Here is a 17,014-nt window from a genome sequence, read left to right as displayed (position 1 = left end):
CTTCTTTCCTCCTGCTCTCTGCCTCTTGCCCCGGCGGTCTAAATGATAAGTCTTTAGCCAGACACAATATGAGACGATATCGGGAAAGTCAACTAGAAACTGTGATGTCTACGACGGGCTGCGCCAACACAATTTTCCCCACAACACGCCCAGTTTCGCTATAACCATGAGCCGCCGCTAGTTCTTGTAAGGGATATGTGCGATCGATCACCACACGAATTTTACCCGCTTCAATCAATTCTTTCAGATAAATCAAATCTTGAGTGTTGGGTTTTTGCAAAATAAATTTCGCTTTTTGACCCGGAAGAAACGCTGTTAAGACGCTCTCTAAGAAGACTTCGGGGCTGGGTAGTGTGGTGATATAAATTCCATTGGGTTTGAGGACTCTTTTAGTTTGAGAGAGCGATCGCTTACCCACTGCATCAAAGATAATGTCATACTGCGCTATATCTTCGGTAAAATCTTGCTGCGTATAATCAATCACGCGGTCTGCTCCTAGAGATTTCACCAAATCCAAATTTTTAGTACTGCTAACTCCCGTCACCACTGCCCCTAAAGCCTTAGCAATTTGCACTGCAAAACTGCCTACACCTCCCGCAGCCCCATTAATCAACACAGTTTGTCCTGTTTGAATATTTCCCTGATCGCGTAGCGCTTGCAGAGCCGTGAGCGCTGCTAACGGCACAGCCGCAGCTTCTTCATAAGATAAGTTCGTTGGTTTGAGCGCCACCAAGTTTTCTGGAACAGCTGCAAATTCGGCATAACCTCCTCCAGGGAAGCTAGTACTGCCATAGATAGCATCTCCTGGTTTAAAGCGCGTGACACCAGAGCCAATCTCTACGACATCTCCCGCCACATCCAACCCCAGAATCTTCGGAAATTTGCTGCCGGCAATCAAACTCAACATCCCTTGGCGAATTTTCCAATCAATGGGATTAACGCTACTAGCACGAACTTTCACAAGTAACTGCGTTGGCTCGATTTTCGGTTGCTCTACGTCTTCATACTGCAACACCTCAGTCGCGCCATATCGACGGATAACGACTGCTTTCATGACATTCCTCCTCTACCCTATTTTGCTGAATGAACTCAGACAGCCTGTTTTTCCTGATAAATCTAGTGTAGCGATTTCCTAAAATAGAAATATCAGTCTAAAACTACACCTGTATGCCAGCTAGAGACCTTTATCACAACAATGTTAAAAATGCTTTGATTAAAGATAAATGGATAATTACTCATGACCCACTGACTCTTAAGTTTGGTAAAAAAGATTTGTATGTTGATTTAGGTGCTAGACAACTGTTAGCGGCGGAAAAAGCAGAATCAAAAATTGCAGTTGAGATTAAAAGTTTTACTGGGAGATCGGATGTTGATGATTTAGAAAAAGCATTGGGCCAGTATATTTTATATCAGGATATCTTGATTGAATTGGAGCCAGAACGAGTACTATATCTTGCAGTCCCTAACAGTGTTTTTGATGATTTATTTGAAGAACCCATCGGCAAACTGTTACTGAGAAATCATCGTTTAAAGCTAATTACCTTTGATCCAAAACAGGAGGTCATTAAACAATGGATTACACCAAGTTAGACGACTATCGCCAAGTTATTGAAACTATCCTCAGTGAATATGCTTCACTACCCTATTCTTATGCCAATATTCAATCGGAAGTGGTGTTCGATCGAAGCCGCGATCGCTATTTGTGGATGGATCTAGGTTGGGATGGCGATCGCCGCATTCATGGCTGTCTGGTTCATATTGACTTGATTGATGGCAAAATCTGGATTCAAAGGGATGGCACGGAAGAAGGCATTGCCGCCGATTTAGAACGGGCTGGAATTCCTAAAGAACACATTGTTCTAGGGTTTCGTTCACCGGAGTTAAGACCCTACACTGGTTATGCAGTTGCTTAAGGTGCATAGGCGCAGCCCGCACTTCTCTACGAGACGCTCCGCGTAGCTTGCTTCCACAAAGTGGTACGACAAGCTCAGTGACCATCGTAGACATCGCTCTTTAAAAGTTAACACGGAACATTTTCTTTATTCTTCAGTGGTAAATACAACACCTTCATACAGCAATTCAATCGGGCACTCAAATTCAATGCTCGATAAAGTGACGATATCTCCAGCTGTGTAGGGATAGTAAAGCCACATCCTACCCTCACCCCGACAGTAACGCTCAACGGAGATTTGTTCCGAGTCAATCAAGATATATTCTTGCAAACTGGGGATTCTCAGGTAATAAGTAAATTTTTCACCCCGATCTTTAGCGCTTGTACTTGGGGAAAGAACTTCGGCAATCAGCTTCGGATGTTGAATAAAGTTGCGGGCATTCAGGTCTTCAGGGTCGCAACTGACAATAACATCAGGATAATAGTAGCGACTCTGGGCAGTGAGTTGCATTTTTACATCTGACACATTCACTCGACAACCCCTGGAACGCAAATGAGGGTACAAAGGTCTGTAGAGATTTAGTGCAATGTCGTTATGGGGAATTGTACCGCCTGTGATCGCAAACACTTCGCCATTTGCATATTCGTAGCGAAGGTCTTGCTGAGGTTCCCATTCGAGATATTCCTCAACGGTCATTTTTGGTGGCTGTTGGGAAATGGCGATCATAACTTAAGATTTTTTCACGTTTGGTTTGATTGTAGCTAAATAGTATCAGCAACAAAGAGCGGTATCTGGAAAACCTCTCTCCTATAAGAAGAAATATTTTAAATTTTGCCCCTTCCGGTGTTGGGAATGGGGTTTTTTGCTAAGGTTTGTAGTGAGCAATTCAGAAAATTCATTGCGATCGCTCAATCATGTTAGATTATAGTTTGTTGTTTCTCTCAAACACAAAATCTGAGAGTCTCCTACCCATCTCCTCATTCTGGGAATAAAAAAAAGGGGGTTAAAAGTTAAGTTTTTTGAAAATTATGTGCAGCAACACGTCTATTCCCACTAACTCATAGGGCTTGCCAGATAAGGCTTAAAGACATAATTGAACATCATTCTCAAAGAAAAATTAAAAGAATATGAAGTGCATTTTTACCCTCAAAAAAATGATATGTTAGATACAGAATTGAATTTCGCACGTTTCTGGAGTAGAACGATGTAGACTACTCCAGTTTTTCACCCTCAAACCCTTGTCATTTATTGCTTTTGACGGAACTTGAGGGCAATCTGAGTACACATTTAAAGAACCCAAACCTAGTTTCAATTTAGTTAAAGTTATTGCTAGGATTGGGTTTTGGCTGAGTACAAAGAAATCCTGAACCCCTATCTATAAACACTAGAACCCCAACCAAAAAATACTAGAACCCCTACCCGAAAAAAACTTTTTTAATTCTTGTAATGCTTGAAGAATTAGAGTTTTTAGTATTTGAGTACAAAAGTAATAAATCCAATAAATTCTATCCTAGAGAGACGCAACATCTGGCTGGGAGACGGCTGCTATAAATCTTATATCGCCAATCACCTAACGCTCTGAAACAAAACAAAGCGAAGGGTGAGTGGAGGGATGACATAGCACCATGCCTCAAGTGAAGAGAAGTCGCGGCTGTAAGCACAAATTCTACCCAAGAACCGAACGTTGACACACACCAGCCGAACATCAGATATCTATCGCCTGTCTGACTTGAAAACAAGTCGCCCTCACCCAAGGGTTTGCAGGCAGTGTGGAAGACGCGACTTCAATTCTGGGCATGAAAGAGTAGCAACGGCATCTCCCACAGTGGCAGCCAAGTCCACCGACCTTTTGCGAAACTAAATGACATCACCGTCTACACGACTCCTCAACTCCAACGCTACGGAATCGCCAACCCAAGCAAAATCAGGTGGTTGCGGCTGCGACAGCCCGAGTAGCGCCACCGTGGAAAGGGACGAAAAGCTCGAAGAACGTATTGCGAAACATCCCTGCTACAGCGAAGACGCTCATCACCACTACGCCCGGATGCACGTTGCAGTTGCACCAGCTTGCAACATTCAATGCAACTATTGCAACCGCAAATATGATTGCGCTAACGAAAGCCGTCCTGGAGTAGTTAGCGAATTGCTAACACCAGAAGAAGCAGCACACAAAGCTTTGGTCATTGGTGGTAAGATTCCCCAAATGACAGTTGTGGGAATTGCCGGCCCTGGCGACCCATTGGCGAACCCAGATAAGACTTTCCGCACATTTGAGTTGATTGCAGAGCAAGCACCAGACATCAAGCTGTGCTTATCAACCAATGGTTTAATGCTGCCAGACTACATTGATCGCATTAAACAATTAAATATAGATCACGTGACGATCACCATTAACATGGTAGATCCAGAGATCGGTGCTAAGATTTATCCTTGGGTTCACTACAGACGCAAGCGTTATAGAGGTCTTGAAGGTGCGAAAATCCTCCACGAAAGACAGATGGAAGGATTGCAAGCCCTGAAAGATGCTGACATCTTGTGCAAAGTTAACTCTGTAATGATTCCCGGAATTAATGACCATCACTTAGTTGAAGTGAATCGAGTCATCCGTGAGAAAGGTGCATTCTTGCACAACATCATGCCATTGATTTCTGCACCAGAACATGGCACACACTTCGGTTTAACCGGTCAACGCGGCCCCACACCCAAAGAACTCAAAGAAGTTCAAGACAACTGCTCTGGTAACATGAAAATGATGCGTCACTGTCGCCAGTGTCGTGCCGATGCAGTCGGATTGTTAGGAGAAGACCGCAGCCAAGAATTTTCTAAAGAGAAATTCTTGGAAATGGCTCCCGAATATGACATGGAACAGCGCGCTACTGTTCACGAAGGAATTGAGAAGTTTAAAGAAGAACTTAAAGTAGCCAAAGATAAAGCGCTAGCCGGCAAGAAATTTGCTAACAGTCCTAAAATCTTAGTTGCAGTAGCAACCAAAGGCGGTGGATTGGTTAACCAACACTTCGGTCATGCGAAAGAATTCCAAATTTACGAAGTGGGTGGAGACGAAGTTCGCTTTGTCAGTCATCGCAAAATTGACCAATACTGCCAAGGTGGATACGGCGAAGAAGCTTCTTTTGAGCATATTATGAAAGCGATCGCAGATTGCAAAGCAGTTTTAGTCTCCAAGATTGGTAACTGTCCTCAAGAAAAATTGCAAGAAGCTGGAATCAAGACTATTGAAGCTTACGACGTAATTGAAAAGGTTGCTTTGGAGTTCTACGAGCAATACGTTAAGGAATTAGGGAATAACGAATAGGGCATGGGGCAAGGGGCATAGGGCATGGGACAAGAATTATCCCTAATGCCCTACCCTAAACCCAATCCTCAATGCCCACTTGCCCACTGCCCCATTCCCAAAAAAGGAGAATAAATCATGGCTTACAAAATTCTTACTAGCCAGTGTATTTCCTGCAATCTCTGTCTAACGGTATGTCCCACAAATGCAGTTAAAGTGGTTGATGGACAGCACTGGATTGACCCTGAACTTTGTACAAACTGTGTTGGTAGCATTCATACCGTGCCTCAGTGTAAAGCTGGTTGTCCCACCTGCGACGGTTGCATTAAGCAGCCTAGCGATTACTGGGAAGGCTGGTTTGCTAATTACAACCGTGTAGTCGCTAAATTAACAAATAAACAAGATTACTGGGAACGTTGGTTTAACTGCTATTCCCAGAAATACTCGGAACAGTTGCAAAAGCGCCAACCCCAAACAATGGCAACAGAAGCTTAAATAATTCGTAATTCTTAATTGAAGACAACAATGCAAAATAACTGCATCTATCTCGATAATAATGCCACCACTAAGGTAGACCCAGAAGTTATAGAAGTAATGCTACCTTACCTGACGGATTATTACGGCAATCCCTCCAGTATGCATACCTTTGGTGGGCAAGTTGGTAAAGCAGTGAGAACAGCAAGAGAACAACTTGCAGCTATCCTGGGAGCCGATGAGTCAGAAATTGTCTACACAAGTTGCGGTACTGAGGGAGATAACGCGGCGATTCGAGCCGCACTGTTAGCGCAACCAGAAAAGCGACATATCGTCACCACCCAAGTTGAACATCCAGCAGTACTCAATGTCTGCAAACAATTAGAAACCCAAGGTTATAGTGTTACCTATCTATCAGTAAATCATCAAGGGCAGCTGGATCTAGATGAACTAGAAGCTTCCTTGACGGGTAACACCGCCTTGGTGACAATTATGTATGCTAATAACGAAACCGGCACGATTTTCCCGATTGAGCAAATTGGGTTACGCGTCAAAGAATATGGCGCTATCTTCCATGTAGATGCGGTGCAAGCAGTGGGAAAAATCCCCTTGAATATGAAGACTAGCACCGTCGATATGTTAACCCTGTCTGGTCACAAGCTACACGGGCCCAAAGGAATTGGTGCTTTATATATCCGGCGCGGAGTTCGGTTCCGTCCTTTCATTATTGGGGGACACCAAGAACGCGGACGTAGAGCTGGAACAGAGAATGTTCCAGCAATTATCGCCTTGGGCAAAGCTGCGGAACTAGAACTGTTACACTTAGAAGAAGCGATCGCCAGAGAAAGAAAGCTGCGCGATCGCCTCGAACAAACTTTACTCGCTACAATTCCCGATTGTGTAGTCAACGGTGACGTTACGCAGAGATTGCCCAACACCACAAATATCGGCTTCAAGTATATTGAAGGTGAAGCAATTCTACTGTTATTGAACAAATACGGTATCTGTGCATCATCCGGTTCTGCTTGCACCTCCGGTTCTCTGGAACCTTCCCACGTCCTGCGGGCAATGGGCTTACCCTATACAACTTTGCACGGTTCTATTCGCTTCAGTCTTTGTCGCTACACCACCGAAGCCGAAATCGATCAAGTAATAGAGGTAATGCCCAGTATTGTAGAACGTTTACGCGCCCTCTCACCCTTCAAAAATGATGATGCAGGTTGGTTGCAAGGACAAGAACAAGCACTAGCGCATCGTTAATTAGGGAATAGGGAATAGAGAATAAGAATTTACTATTCTCTACTTCCTACTCCCCACTCAGCACGGGCTAAACGCCCCGCTACCGCTAACAGCACTCATTACTCAACACTAAATATGTGGGACTACACTGATAAAGTATTAGAACTGTTTTACGATCCCAAGAATCAGGGAGAAATTGAAGAAACGGGCGAAGCTGGAGTTAAGGTTGCAACGGGTGAAATCGGCAGCATTGCTTGCGGCGATGCTCTAAGATTGCACCTGAAAGTGGAAGTAGAATCTGATAAGATTCTAGATGCTCGCTTTCAAACCTTTGGTTGTACTAGTGCGATCGCATCTTCTAGTGCATTAACCGAAATGGTTAAAGGTTTAACCTTAGATGAAGCCCTGAAAGTGTCCAATAAAGACATTGCAGATTACCTGGGTGGTTTACCAGAAGCAAAGATGCACTGCTCTGTCATGGGACAAGAAGCCCTAGAAGCCGCTATCTACAATTATCGTGGCATACCTCTAGCTACCCACGATGATGACGATGAAGGTGCATTAATTTGCAGTTGCTTTGGCATCAGCGAGTCTAAGATTCGTCGCGTGATTCTAGAAAATCATCTCACGGATGCCGAGCAAGTAACAAATTATGTAAAAGCTGGTGGCGGATGCGGTTCCTGTCTGGCGAACATTGATGATATTATTAGATCAGTTCAACAGGAATACGCCTCACCTGCTCTCAACAATTACGGCGTAAAAGTTGCCACAGAAATTGTTACATCTAAGGAACGAGCGCTAACCAACGTCCAAAAGATTGCTCTAATTCAAAAGGTTCTTGATGAAGAAGTCAGACCCGTACTCATTGCAGACGGGGGAGATGTAGAACTCTATGATGTCGAAGGTGATCGCGTTAAAGTTGTACTGCAAGGTGCTTGCGGTTCCTGTTCTAGTAGTACAGCAACTCTGAAAATTGCGATCGAAGCCAGATTACAAGATCGTGTCAGCAAGAGCCTTGTAGTCGAAGCAGTTTAGGAATTGCTGTAGGACTTAACGTATTCTACAAATACGCTCTAATATGCATTCAGCCAGGAACAGAAAGTAGGATTTGAACCATATAATTGTCTCCACATCAATGTTTCAATCCTACCGACAACCGATAGCTAAATTAGCTATGACGGCTAACAGCATATAGGCAAAAACATTAAGCGCCTACTTGCAAATTTCATCATCCAACTCGCTTCAAAGGAACAGGATATGAGCACATTGTACGACAACATTGGTGGACAACCAGCTATTGAACAAGTAGTAGATGAACTCCACAAACGCATTGCCGCAGACAGCCTCCTCAGCCCCATTTTTGCTGGTACAGACATGGCGAAGCAACGCAATCATTTAGTTGCTTTCTTAGGTCAAATATTTGAGGGGCCAAAGCAATACGGCGGTCGTCCAATGGACAAAACCCACGCTGGAATGAACCTACAGCAACCACACTTCGATGCGATCGCCAAGCATCTCGGCGAAGCAATGGCTGTGCGTGGAGTGTCAGCAGATGACACCAAAGCTGCACTAGATCGCGTCACAAATATGAAGGGCGCTATTTTGAACAAGTAATAGGACTTATGCATTGATTGTTGACAAATAACAACATCAAGTCCTATTGAATCTTGCAAGCTGAAACACATTATGACGTATTTGTAAATTGCGTAATTTTCTTTGTTCTTTATCAAAACAAATGACAAAGGACAAAGAGAAAGAGAGAAGTCTGAGCGCCGGCTTCCGGCGATCAGAACTTCAAAGACAAAAAACCAAAAGAAAAAAATTTTAACGAGGAAGATCGATGTACTTACTGTCAATAATTTTGGCTGTGGAGCGATCGCCCCCAGCAGGCATTTATGCCAACGCTACCAACGATGCTCTACACGCGCTCACTACTGTCGCTCAACTGGCGTGAACGCAACTGACAAACGCACAGACCCACCAACCAACCAATTGCAGGGAAACAGGAACCATGACAGACGAAAACATTAGACAGATAGCTTTCTACGGTAAGGGCGGTATCGGTAAATCTACCACTTCCCAAAACACCTTGGCAGCTATGGCAGAAATGGGTCAACGCATCCTCATCGTCGGTTGCGACCCTAAAGCTGACTCCACCCGTTTGATGCTGCACAGCAAAGCTCAAACAACCGTTCTTCACCTCGCCGCAGAACGTGGTGCAGTAGAAGATATCGAACTCGAAGAAGTAATGTTAACCGGTTTCCGTGACGTTCGTTGCGTAGAATCTGGTGGGCCAGAACCCGGTGTAGGTTGCGCCGGTCGTGGTATCATCACCGCCATCAACTTCTTAGAAGAAAATGGTGCTTACCAAAACCTAGACTTCGTATCTTACGACGTATTAGGTGACGTTGTCTGCGGTGGTTTCGCAATGCCTATCCGTGAAGGCAAGGCACAAGAAATCTACATCGTAACATCAGGTGAAATGATGGCGATGTACGCTGCTAACAACATCGCTCGTGGTGTTCTTAAGTATGCACACACAGGTGGCGTGCGTTTGGGTGGTTTGATTTGTAACAGCCGTAACACTGACCGGGAAATCGAACTAATCGAAACCTTGGCAAAACGGTTGAACACCCAAATGATTCACTTCGTACCCCGTGACAACATCGTTCAACACGCAGAATTGCGCCGGATGACAGTTAACGAGTACGCACCAGAAAGCAACCAAGCTAACGAATACCGGACATTGGCTCAAAAAATTATCGACAACAAGAATCTAGCTATTCCTACACCCATCGAAATGGAAGAACTAGAAGAATTGTTGATTGAATTCGGTATCCTCGAAAGCGACGAAAATACCGCAATGCTGGTTGGTAAGAGTGCTGCTGAAGCTCCTGTAGTATAATTCGCTGCTAATAAATAACGCTTTAGCACAAGGAAAAAGGAAGAGTTTCATATCTTCCCTTTTATCCTCTCCCTTGCATCTCCCCCCTAAACTTAGAGGGGACTCCTAGTCCCCCTATGCCCCCGATCCTTACGAGTCACAGAGGCTATATATGACACCTCCAGAAAATCAAAACATCATCGAAGAAAGAAAAGAACTAATTAAAGAAGTTCTAGAAGCTTACCCCGACAAAGCTAAGAAAAAACGGGAAAAGCACTTAGGCGTATACGAAGAAGGTAAGTCCGATTGCGGCGTTAAGTCTAACATCAAATCCCTTCCTGGGGTAATGACCGCTCGTGGTTGTGCTTACGCCGGTTCTAAAGGTGTGGTTTGGGGCCCTATTAAGGACATGATCCACATCAGCCACGGGCCTGTAGGTTGCGGTTACTGGTCTTGGTCTGGTCGTCGTAACTACTACATCGGCACCACAGGTATTGATACCTTTGGTACCATGCACTTCACCTCCGACTTCCAAGAACGAGATATCGTTTTTGGTGGAGACAAGAAACTTACCAAGCTCATCCAAGAACTTGATGTACTTTTCCCACTCAACCGTGGTGTTTCCATTCAATCAGAATGCCCCATCGGTCTAATTGGGGATGACATCGAAGCAGTAGCTCGGAAGACATCGAAAGAAATTGGCAAGCCAGTTGTACCTGTGCGTTGCGAAGGCTTCCGGGGTGTTTCCCAATCTTTGGGACACCACATTGCTAACGACATGGTTCGTGACTGGGTTTTCACCAGAGCAGACCAAGCGAAAAAAGACGGTACACTTCAGTTTGAAGGTACTCCTTATGATGTAGCCATCATTGGTGACTACAACATCGGTGGAGATGCTTGGGCTAGCCGCATCCTGTTAGAAGAAATCGGCTTGCGCGTAGTCGCTCAGTGGTCAGGTGATGGCACCATCAACGAAATGTTGATGACCCCCAATGTGAAGATGAACCTCATCCACTGTTATCGGTCGATGAACTACATCAGCCGTCACATGGAAGAAGCTTATGGTATACCCTGTACGAAGTATGATTTAATCTTATGTGATACCAAGATTTAGTCCACGTCTAACTTTGCTCAATTTAAACATTGTTCTAAATGGACTAAATTTTAAGACACATTTAAGACACAATGAAAAGCAAGGCGCAGGACGACGTTTTTGAGGATTTCATTCCGCCAGCATCTACCGATGGCAGCTATCTAGGAACGCAGAAACACATGAAGGCTACTCGGCAGCATCTGGAACGCAAGTTCGAGAAAGGTTTGACAGACACTAGGGCCCGTCTAAAAGCCGCTAAGGTCAAAGTGGGTTTGGTCGTGGCACGGGACACAATTCAATTGCAAGCATCTTTACCAATCAAACCCGGCGATCGCGACACTAAAGGAACTGGTTTTAAGCAGTACAAGATTTCTCTAAACATCCCTACAAGCTTGGACGGGTTGAGAACAGCTGAGGAAGAGGCAAACGAGCTAGGCAAGCTGCTTGCCCGTAAACAGTTTGAATGGACTGACAAATATCTGGGTAAAATCGCTAAGGTCGCCAACAGATCCCAAACCCTTGGTGATGTTTTAGAAGAGTTTGAAACTGAGTATTTCAAAACACGCAAATTAACAGAAAAAAGTAAACACACCTTTTTCTATTACAAGGAGTATTTACGGCGATTGATTGGGCTAGATACTTTATTGACTCAACCGGAGATTGATAAAAGATTTGCAGAGTTAACGGGAGACTCTGCCAAATACAGCGCCGTTAAATCGTTGAAGGTTTTAAAATCAACTCTTAATTTAACTGGTTTCACTCTCGAACATTTTAAAGCTACACAACCAAAAAGTCAGGCTAGGGACATTCCCAGTGATGAGGATATCATCAAATATCAGGAATCTTTTCATCATTATTCTTTGACTAGGAGCTTGACAATCAAGAAGAATTGCTTAGACAGTTGGAAGATGTGGGAATGGGTGTATGGAATGCTTGCTACTTATGGATTACGCCCAAGAGAACTGTTTGTAAATCCTGAAATTGATTGGTGGTTGAATCCTGAAAATAAAGATAATACATGGAAGGTTCACCCAGATACTAAGACTGGTTATAGAGAAGCTTTACCGCTACATCCTGAATGGGTTTACTTGTTTGATTTAAAAAACGTAGAGTATTTAGAACTTTTGAAAGCTCAAACTGATGACAGAACTAGTTTTACAGATATCAACAATATTCGGGTTAATTGTTCATCGTGGTTTAGGCGCGTAAATATTCCATTTACACCCTATGACTTACGCCATGCTTGGGCGATTCGAGCGCACATGATGGGCATTCCAATTAAAGCTGCTGCTGACAATTTGGGGCATTCTGTAGAGATTCACACTGAAATTTATCAGAAGTGGTTCAGCTTGGAGAACCGGAGGAAGGTAATTAAGCAGGCAGTGGATAAAAAAGATGACATGGATACGTTGATACAGGAAAATGCACGGCTAAGGGCTGAAGTGGAATATCTCAGGCAAGCTCTGGCACGACATCAAATCAGTGAGGTTTTGTCTACTTAACTCACTGCAAAGTGTGGTTTATTAGCAGAGGTGCATCTCTATCTGTTTAGCTTTTGAAACTGTTAAAATAGTGCCGTTACATTTTTGAGCAATATATTAGACAAAAAAGGCTATTTTTTGGGAGTTTTTGTTAAAAAATAGCCCGTCAAAAAATGCCTACAGTTGCTAAAAACGGCATCCAGAGCGAGTTTTACCCGCCTACAGTTGCGTCTACACCTGTAGAGAGTGTAGACGCACTCAACCCGCAATGCAACCGCACTTGTCACCATCGATCGTGGCATTGGAACCGCCTTTATCACCGTCGATCGTGGCACACAAAGCGCACTTGTCACCGTCTGTTGTTGGGGTATAGGCTAACTGTAGACGGGTTGAAACCGAGTTGAAACCGTACATAAGTTGACTATAAACCGTGCTTTAGTTCCTTGATAAAAGCGTCAATCGCCTTTCCTGCCGTTGATTGCTTGCCCACTTTAAGCTTATTCAAAGTGCGATCGCGGGCTGCTTCATAGTCCGGCTGCGCGAAATTACCTGTTGTCTGTAACCGTTGCCTATCCGTCAAAGTGTCGTTCTCTCGCTTAACGTCAGCCAATTCCTTCACTAGTTTTTCAAGTATCTGCTCTAACTCCTTCTCTTCCTTGCGGGAAATCTTGAGACTAGTTTCTAGGCTCATAACTTGGGACTGTAACTGGTCGATGGTTTCACTGTTCGCTACAGTTGACTCAATGTTGCTTGGCTGCCCGGATGCACCTGTCCTTTCTGGAGCTTCCCTGAGCAGCCAGTTTGTCTTTTCCAGTTTCAGAATGTATTCTTCTTTTATTTTAAGGTTCTCCAGCAAAGCGGCGTTGGTTTGGTTAGCGTCAGCCAATGCTTGCTGTAGTTCTTCCACCATCCCATCTACGAACTCCTCCATGTTTTGTTTCTCTTGGCGGCAGGACTGAAGTCTACTTTCTAGGCTCATAACTTCGCCCTGCAACTGGCTGACCGCTTCGCTATTGGCTACAGTTGAATCTTCATTGCTTTCTTGCCCGGTAGCGCTATTCTCATCTACTACCGGGCTTTCGATTTTCCCCGCAGTTCCTCCAGTTGCGATCGCACTTCGGCTAGACTCTCTTCTATACGCTTGTCTATCAAGGCTTCAATATTGTCTAGACTTGCATGAGCGCTCTTAGAAGGTATTTGATTGGCATCTAGACAATTGTCAACGAACTGAAGAAGAACAGCCGAAGCTGTAGAGCCATTACTTGTTGTCAAAGCTTTGAATGATTCCCACTTATCCGGGTCAATCCGAAAAGTGGCTAGTATCTTATCTGCCATTTTATCTAGACTCTTATCTATACTAACTAGAGTCTATCTTGTATCTATATTATTGTCTATCAATACCTTGACGTTGCTCTAGATATGCATCTATACTGTATCTATCAGGAATCATTCAGGGTTATAGCGATAAGTCGTAGCGTCGCACGCTCTCCTAATTTTCCTACCCACAGCAGATGGATAAATGATCATCTCGGCTAAAGAAGTGCGATCGCAATTCGTTGCGAAATCTGCTTCAATGATTTCAGATACGACAAATGAAGTCAGCGCTTGAATGCGCCCCGGCAAGAGAGTCTTTCACCTCTCCCCCACCGGCACGACTTCCCCCTTACAAGTTCTCACGCCACTAAGGAGGCAATAGTATGTTAGCGTCAGACGCGCCCACTTTGGGCATTTTTCGTCAAGCGTCAAAGTTTTGGCGTTTGCGAGTGAGTAAAGAATTCGACAAGCCCGAATATTACATTGGTCAAACCGTGCTGCACAAGACAAAGGTCAAGCAGGGTGAAATCTTGTACCCAGTAACAGTGCTTGGTCTTTCGTGGACTGGCTTGGACTGGCAGTACAACGTCTCATTGCCAGAAGACCACCCTTGGTTTGAGGTAGACGATAACGAACGGGAATGGGTTGATGACCTGGATCTAGAGCCGATGTAATTAAAATGCCTTGGCAGAGGCGATCGTCATCGAGGCGATCGCCTTTACTATGATCACCTGTGATCACCTATGGATCACCTTGGCGGATCACCTCTCAAACGCTTACTGGCTCTGCATTTCGGTTAAGGTGATCCGTGAGAATGATTCTATTCACGTTTTTTTTTCTGATTCCAATTTTATTTTTTTCGCGTTTTTCGTGTACTTAGTATGATCACCTTACCAACTTTGTTGGAATTTATCGCTGAAATGCTTTCTGTACAAAAGCTGGTATGTGGTTGGTAAGGTGATCCGTCCAAGGTGATCATAAGGTGATCCGTCCAAGGTGATCATAAGGTGATCCATAGTTTTGATACACACCTTTTGTTTGAGCGCTTGATAGCTCCTGGCAAGCATTTGAGTTGTTTTCAAAGGTGATCCACTGAGGGGAGTTTGACACCCTGGAGTCCAGGGTGTCAAATCCTGAAGTTGACACACTAAAATTAGTCAGTCAAATTTTCATAGCTTTTAATGGCTGCTTATTTCCGCCGTGCGGTACTAGTGTCCGTAGACTAAAAAAACAACCCCTGTCTGATCTGGAGTTGTTTAACATTTTCAAAACAATGAGAAATTTATATGTCAAATTCAAACATAGAGCAGTTTGGTAATTTAGTGCAAGATGCACAAGGAGATGACGGCTATATCAATGCTACTAAGTGGTTTAAGCATTTTGGATCTCGACTTGATAACTGGAAGCAGTTGCCAGAAACAAAAGCTAGATTAAAGCATTTGAAAACTACACAGTCAAATGCTGAACCCTGGATTGTTGAGCGCGTAGGTAAAACTTGGGTAACTTGGGTTCACCCAATCATGGCAGTTCACCTAGCCAGCTACCTCGATCCAGCTTTCGCTAACTATGTAGTCAAGACTTTTATCAGGTATACCAAGGCTGACCCAACCCTCGCCGCTGATATTGCCTCACGCCAAAACACAGTAGAAGGGCTGGATATTATCAACGAGGCAGTCCAGAAGCAATACAGCTTCATTTATAAGCGCGATTGGATCTGTTTCACAAATCCAATCGCGCTTGATCACTTCAGAAGACAACCTGAGTATGGAGAGAAGCTTTCCCTGTCAAATTTAGTGTCTCTTTTAAACAAAAAGTTTGGATTACCTTGCGAAAAAGTTGTTTTCGGTATTCCACTCTGTCAAGATACCTTAGACTTGTTGGAAGACTTTTTGAAAGAGAAATACCCCGACATTTATCAAAGCGCGTATACGTTTTTTGAAATGCCTACAAGACTGCCCTCAGGTATATCAGTAAAGCTGCACTCATCTATATCACTAGAGGATGAAATTGCTTTATTTAGCTATTTCATCCGAGAAATTAATGATTGGGTAAGAGAGAAAGGTGGCAGTCATATGTAGCTCTTCGAGGTAGTGCGCGTGGATTGTAAAAGCGGCCCCTAGTCAACGACCGGGGGTCGTTTTTGTACGCGATCGCTCACCGCTCATTGCAATGCTTCCCGACTTCTGACTTCCAACTTCCACCAGCTAGCTAATGAAGTTGTAAGTTGAAGTCGGAAGTTACCGCAACGTGCAGCAGTAAGACCCGCCTCTGCCGATTGCGTACAAAAACGTCGGGCGATAGCCAAGAACTTCATACAAACCTTAAGGTTTAGCCGTTGTTGTGTGGCAATAGCCCGTAAAACATACGTCGCTACGGAGCCTTAACCCCCCGCGTCGTAGAACATCCGCAAAAAATGCACTCCACAGTAGAAAAGTTTTAGTTAAGTGAAACTCAATCATGGGTTAAGGCTCGATAGGGAGAGTTAGCGATCAGTCACTAAAAACAATGCACTTGCTGGGGAATAACGAAGAAAATCGCTTGAAACCTATTAGGTTTCACCACAGAGAATAACGATAAAAACAGCGACAATTTCAAACCACGCTAATATTTCTTCGGCAAGTATACTTGTGACTGGTTTAATTCTTCCTAAAATTGCAGAAAAGCAATGGAGTTACTCTCTTCGACATTAACCCCAAAGAGAGCAAGTCTACTGATCACCATCCAGCCGCGCACTCATGCTGCTAAAAGTCGAGAGTGCAACAGCGAGTTACTGCGTTGCATCCGAACGCAGACTGTACAGCAGTTTTCAGAAGCATTAAACTTTTGCAACGGTAGAGCGTGAGTAGCCCAAATTTTACGACCGCACAAAGTTAACCAAGTTTGCGATCGCAATTCCTCGCTATCCATCAAATGCACTACTCCGTTTTGACTCATCGGCCTTCCCAGTACTTCCATACCAAATACACTCACGTTTTAGCCAAGTGTATAAACTTTGACAGGTATCCTGCAAGTTGTTGCAAAAATTTGCTGGACAACACTATGTTATCCGGCTGCGAATTTTGACTTATGCACTACTGTTGCATCTCTAGTCGAGGGTTAAGGTTCGATTCCTAATTCTGTTGGGTATACAGCTAAAACTTCACACCCCTTAAGCCACAATTTGCAAATCAAATTACCATTTCACTAGAGTTTTGGATGTTTAAATCGCAAGCTTTAAGACAAAAACAAGCCACAGGAAACGCAGACTTGCAGAACCATTGCTATATAAACGTTGTAGACTTTAAGCTACCGTATACCCTGTACGAAGTATGATTTAATCTTATGTGATACCAAGATTTAGTCCAC

General features: G+C 44.0%; 18 protein-coding genes and 1 pseudogene. 13 read left to right on the top strand and 6 right to left on the bottom strand.

Translation table 11 applies throughout. The annotated features are described in order from the left end of the window. Window positions 1–88: 88 nt before the first annotated feature. Window positions 89–1,054, bottom strand: a complete 966-nt coding sequence (locus HWQ42_RS01535) for an NAD(P)-dependent alcohol dehydrogenase (protein ID WP_292808691.1) — start codon at window positions 1,052–1,054, stop codon at window positions 89–91. 113 nt (window positions 1,055–1,167) lie between these two features. On the opposite strand from HWQ42_RS01535, the gene HWQ42_RS01530 reads away from it, so the two are divergent. Both HWQ42_RS01530 and HWQ42_RS01525 read left to right on the top strand, forming a co-directional pair. Next, a complete protein-coding gene (locus HWQ42_RS01530; RefSeq protein ID WP_292808690.1) occupies window positions 1,168–1,590 on the top strand; it encodes a XisH family protein in 423 nt (140 codons plus the stop codon). After that, entirely contained in the window at window positions 1,572–1,913 is a 342-nt protein-coding gene (locus HWQ42_RS01525; protein WP_292808688.1) for a XisI protein, read from the top strand. Before HWQ42_RS01530 ends, HWQ42_RS01525 begins: the two co-directional genes overlap by 19 nt. Before the next feature lie 126 nt (window positions 1,914–2,039). Here HWQ42_RS01525 and HWQ42_RS01520 read toward each other — a convergent pair whose 3' ends face one another. Next, a complete protein-coding gene (locus HWQ42_RS01520; RefSeq protein ID WP_292808686.1) occupies window positions 2,040–2,618 on the bottom strand; it encodes a Uma2 family endonuclease in 579 nt (192 codons plus the stop codon). A gap of 1,135 nt (window positions 2,619–3,753) precedes the next feature. Between HWQ42_RS01520 and nifB the strand changes: the two genes are divergently transcribed. From nifB to HWQ42_RS01475, 9 genes and pseudogenes are all read left to right on the top strand, one after another. Next, complete coding sequence (gene nifB, locus HWQ42_RS01515) at window positions 3,754–5,205, top strand: nitrogenase cofactor biosynthesis protein NifB (protein ID WP_292808684.1); 1,452 nt, start codon at window positions 3,754–3,756, stop codon at window positions 5,203–5,205. Between the two features lie 117 nt (window positions 5,206–5,322). Continuing rightward, complete coding sequence (locus HWQ42_RS01510; protein ID WP_292808682.1) at window positions 5,323–5,679, top strand: 4Fe-4S binding protein; 357 nt, start codon at window positions 5,323–5,325, stop codon at window positions 5,677–5,679. Between the two features lie 30 nt (window positions 5,680–5,709). After that, window positions 5,710–6,918: a cysteine desulfurase NifS gene (gene nifS / locus HWQ42_RS01505; RefSeq protein WP_292808680.1), complete on the top strand. Its 1,209-nt coding sequence runs from the start codon at window positions 5,710–5,712 to the stop codon at window positions 6,916–6,918. A 114-nt stretch (window positions 6,919–7,032) separates the two neighbouring features. Next, window positions 7,033–7,932: a Fe-S cluster assembly protein NifU gene (nifU, locus tag HWQ42_RS01500; protein WP_292808678.1), complete on the top strand. Its 900-nt coding sequence runs from the start codon at window positions 7,033–7,035 to the stop codon at window positions 7,930–7,932. A 222-nt stretch (window positions 7,933–8,154) separates the two neighbouring features. Continuing rightward, a complete protein-coding gene (locus tag HWQ42_RS01495) occupies window positions 8,155–8,511 on the top strand; it encodes a group 1 truncated hemoglobin (RefSeq protein WP_292808676.1) in 357 nt (118 codons plus the stop codon). A 397-nt stretch (window positions 8,512–8,908) separates the two neighbouring features. Next, on the top strand, window positions 8,909–9,802 hold the full coding sequence (gene nifH, locus HWQ42_RS01490; protein WP_190730906.1) for a nitrogenase iron protein: 894 nt from the start codon (window positions 8,909–8,911) through the stop codon (window positions 9,800–9,802). A gap of 151 nt (window positions 9,803–9,953) precedes the next feature. Further along, window positions 9,954–10,868 (top strand): annotated as a pseudogene (locus tag HWQ42_RS01485) (nitrogenase component 1); the annotation flags it as partial. Window positions 10,869–10,966: 98 nt separating this feature from the next. Then, on the top strand, window positions 10,967–12,376 hold the full coding sequence (locus HWQ42_RS01480) for a site-specific integrase (RefSeq protein WP_292808674.1): 1,410 nt from the start codon (window positions 10,967–10,969) through the stop codon (window positions 12,374–12,376). Between the two features lie 152 nt (window positions 12,377–12,528). After that, window positions 12,529–12,759, top strand: coding sequence for a hypothetical protein (locus HWQ42_RS01475; protein ID WP_292808672.1), 231 nt, complete (start codon window positions 12,529–12,531; stop codon window positions 12,757–12,759). Window positions 12,760–12,776: 17 nt separating this feature from the next. Here HWQ42_RS01475 and HWQ42_RS01470 read toward each other — a convergent pair whose 3' ends face one another. Next, the gene (locus tag HWQ42_RS01470; protein WP_292808670.1) at window positions 12,777–13,334 is read right to left on the bottom strand and encodes a hypothetical protein; all 558 of its coding nucleotides are present in this window, start codon (window positions 13,332–13,334) and stop codon (window positions 12,777–12,779) included. Window positions 13,335–13,423: 89 nt separating this feature from the next. After that, a complete protein-coding gene (locus HWQ42_RS01465) occupies window positions 13,424–13,690 on the bottom strand; it encodes a hypothetical protein (RefSeq protein WP_292808668.1) in 267 nt (88 codons plus the stop codon). Window positions 13,691–14,052: 362 nt separating this feature from the next. Between HWQ42_RS01465 and HWQ42_RS01460 the strand changes: the two genes are divergently transcribed. Next, window positions 14,053–14,343, top strand: a complete 291-nt coding sequence (locus HWQ42_RS01460; RefSeq protein ID WP_292808666.1) for a hypothetical protein — start codon at window positions 14,053–14,055, stop codon at window positions 14,341–14,343. A 648-nt stretch (window positions 14,344–14,991) separates the two neighbouring features. Beyond that, window positions 14,992–15,747 (top strand): KilA-N domain-containing protein, encoded by a 756-nt coding sequence (locus HWQ42_RS01455; RefSeq protein ID WP_292808665.1) that lies wholly within the window; start codon window positions 14,992–14,994, stop codon window positions 15,745–15,747. 83 nt (window positions 15,748–15,830) lie between these two features. Here HWQ42_RS01455 and HWQ42_RS01450 read toward each other — a convergent pair whose 3' ends face one another. Continuing rightward, on the bottom strand, window positions 15,831–15,983 hold the full coding sequence (locus HWQ42_RS01450) for a hypothetical protein (protein ID WP_292808663.1): 153 nt from the start codon (window positions 15,981–15,983) through the stop codon (window positions 15,831–15,833). 419 nt (window positions 15,984–16,402) lie between these two features. Continuing rightward, a complete protein-coding gene (locus tag HWQ42_RS01445; RefSeq protein ID WP_292808661.1) occupies window positions 16,403–16,603 on the bottom strand; it encodes a hypothetical protein in 201 nt (66 codons plus the stop codon). Window positions 16,604–17,014: the final 411 nt, after the last annotated feature.

The organism is Nostoc sp. JL23, assembly GCF_017115065.1.
GTDB lineage: Bacteria > Cyanobacteriota > Cyanobacteriia > Cyanobacteriales > Nostocaceae > Nostoc > Nostoc punctiforme_A.
Note: the sequence above shows the minus strand (reverse complement) of the source record. Positions and strands in the feature narration are given on the sequence as shown.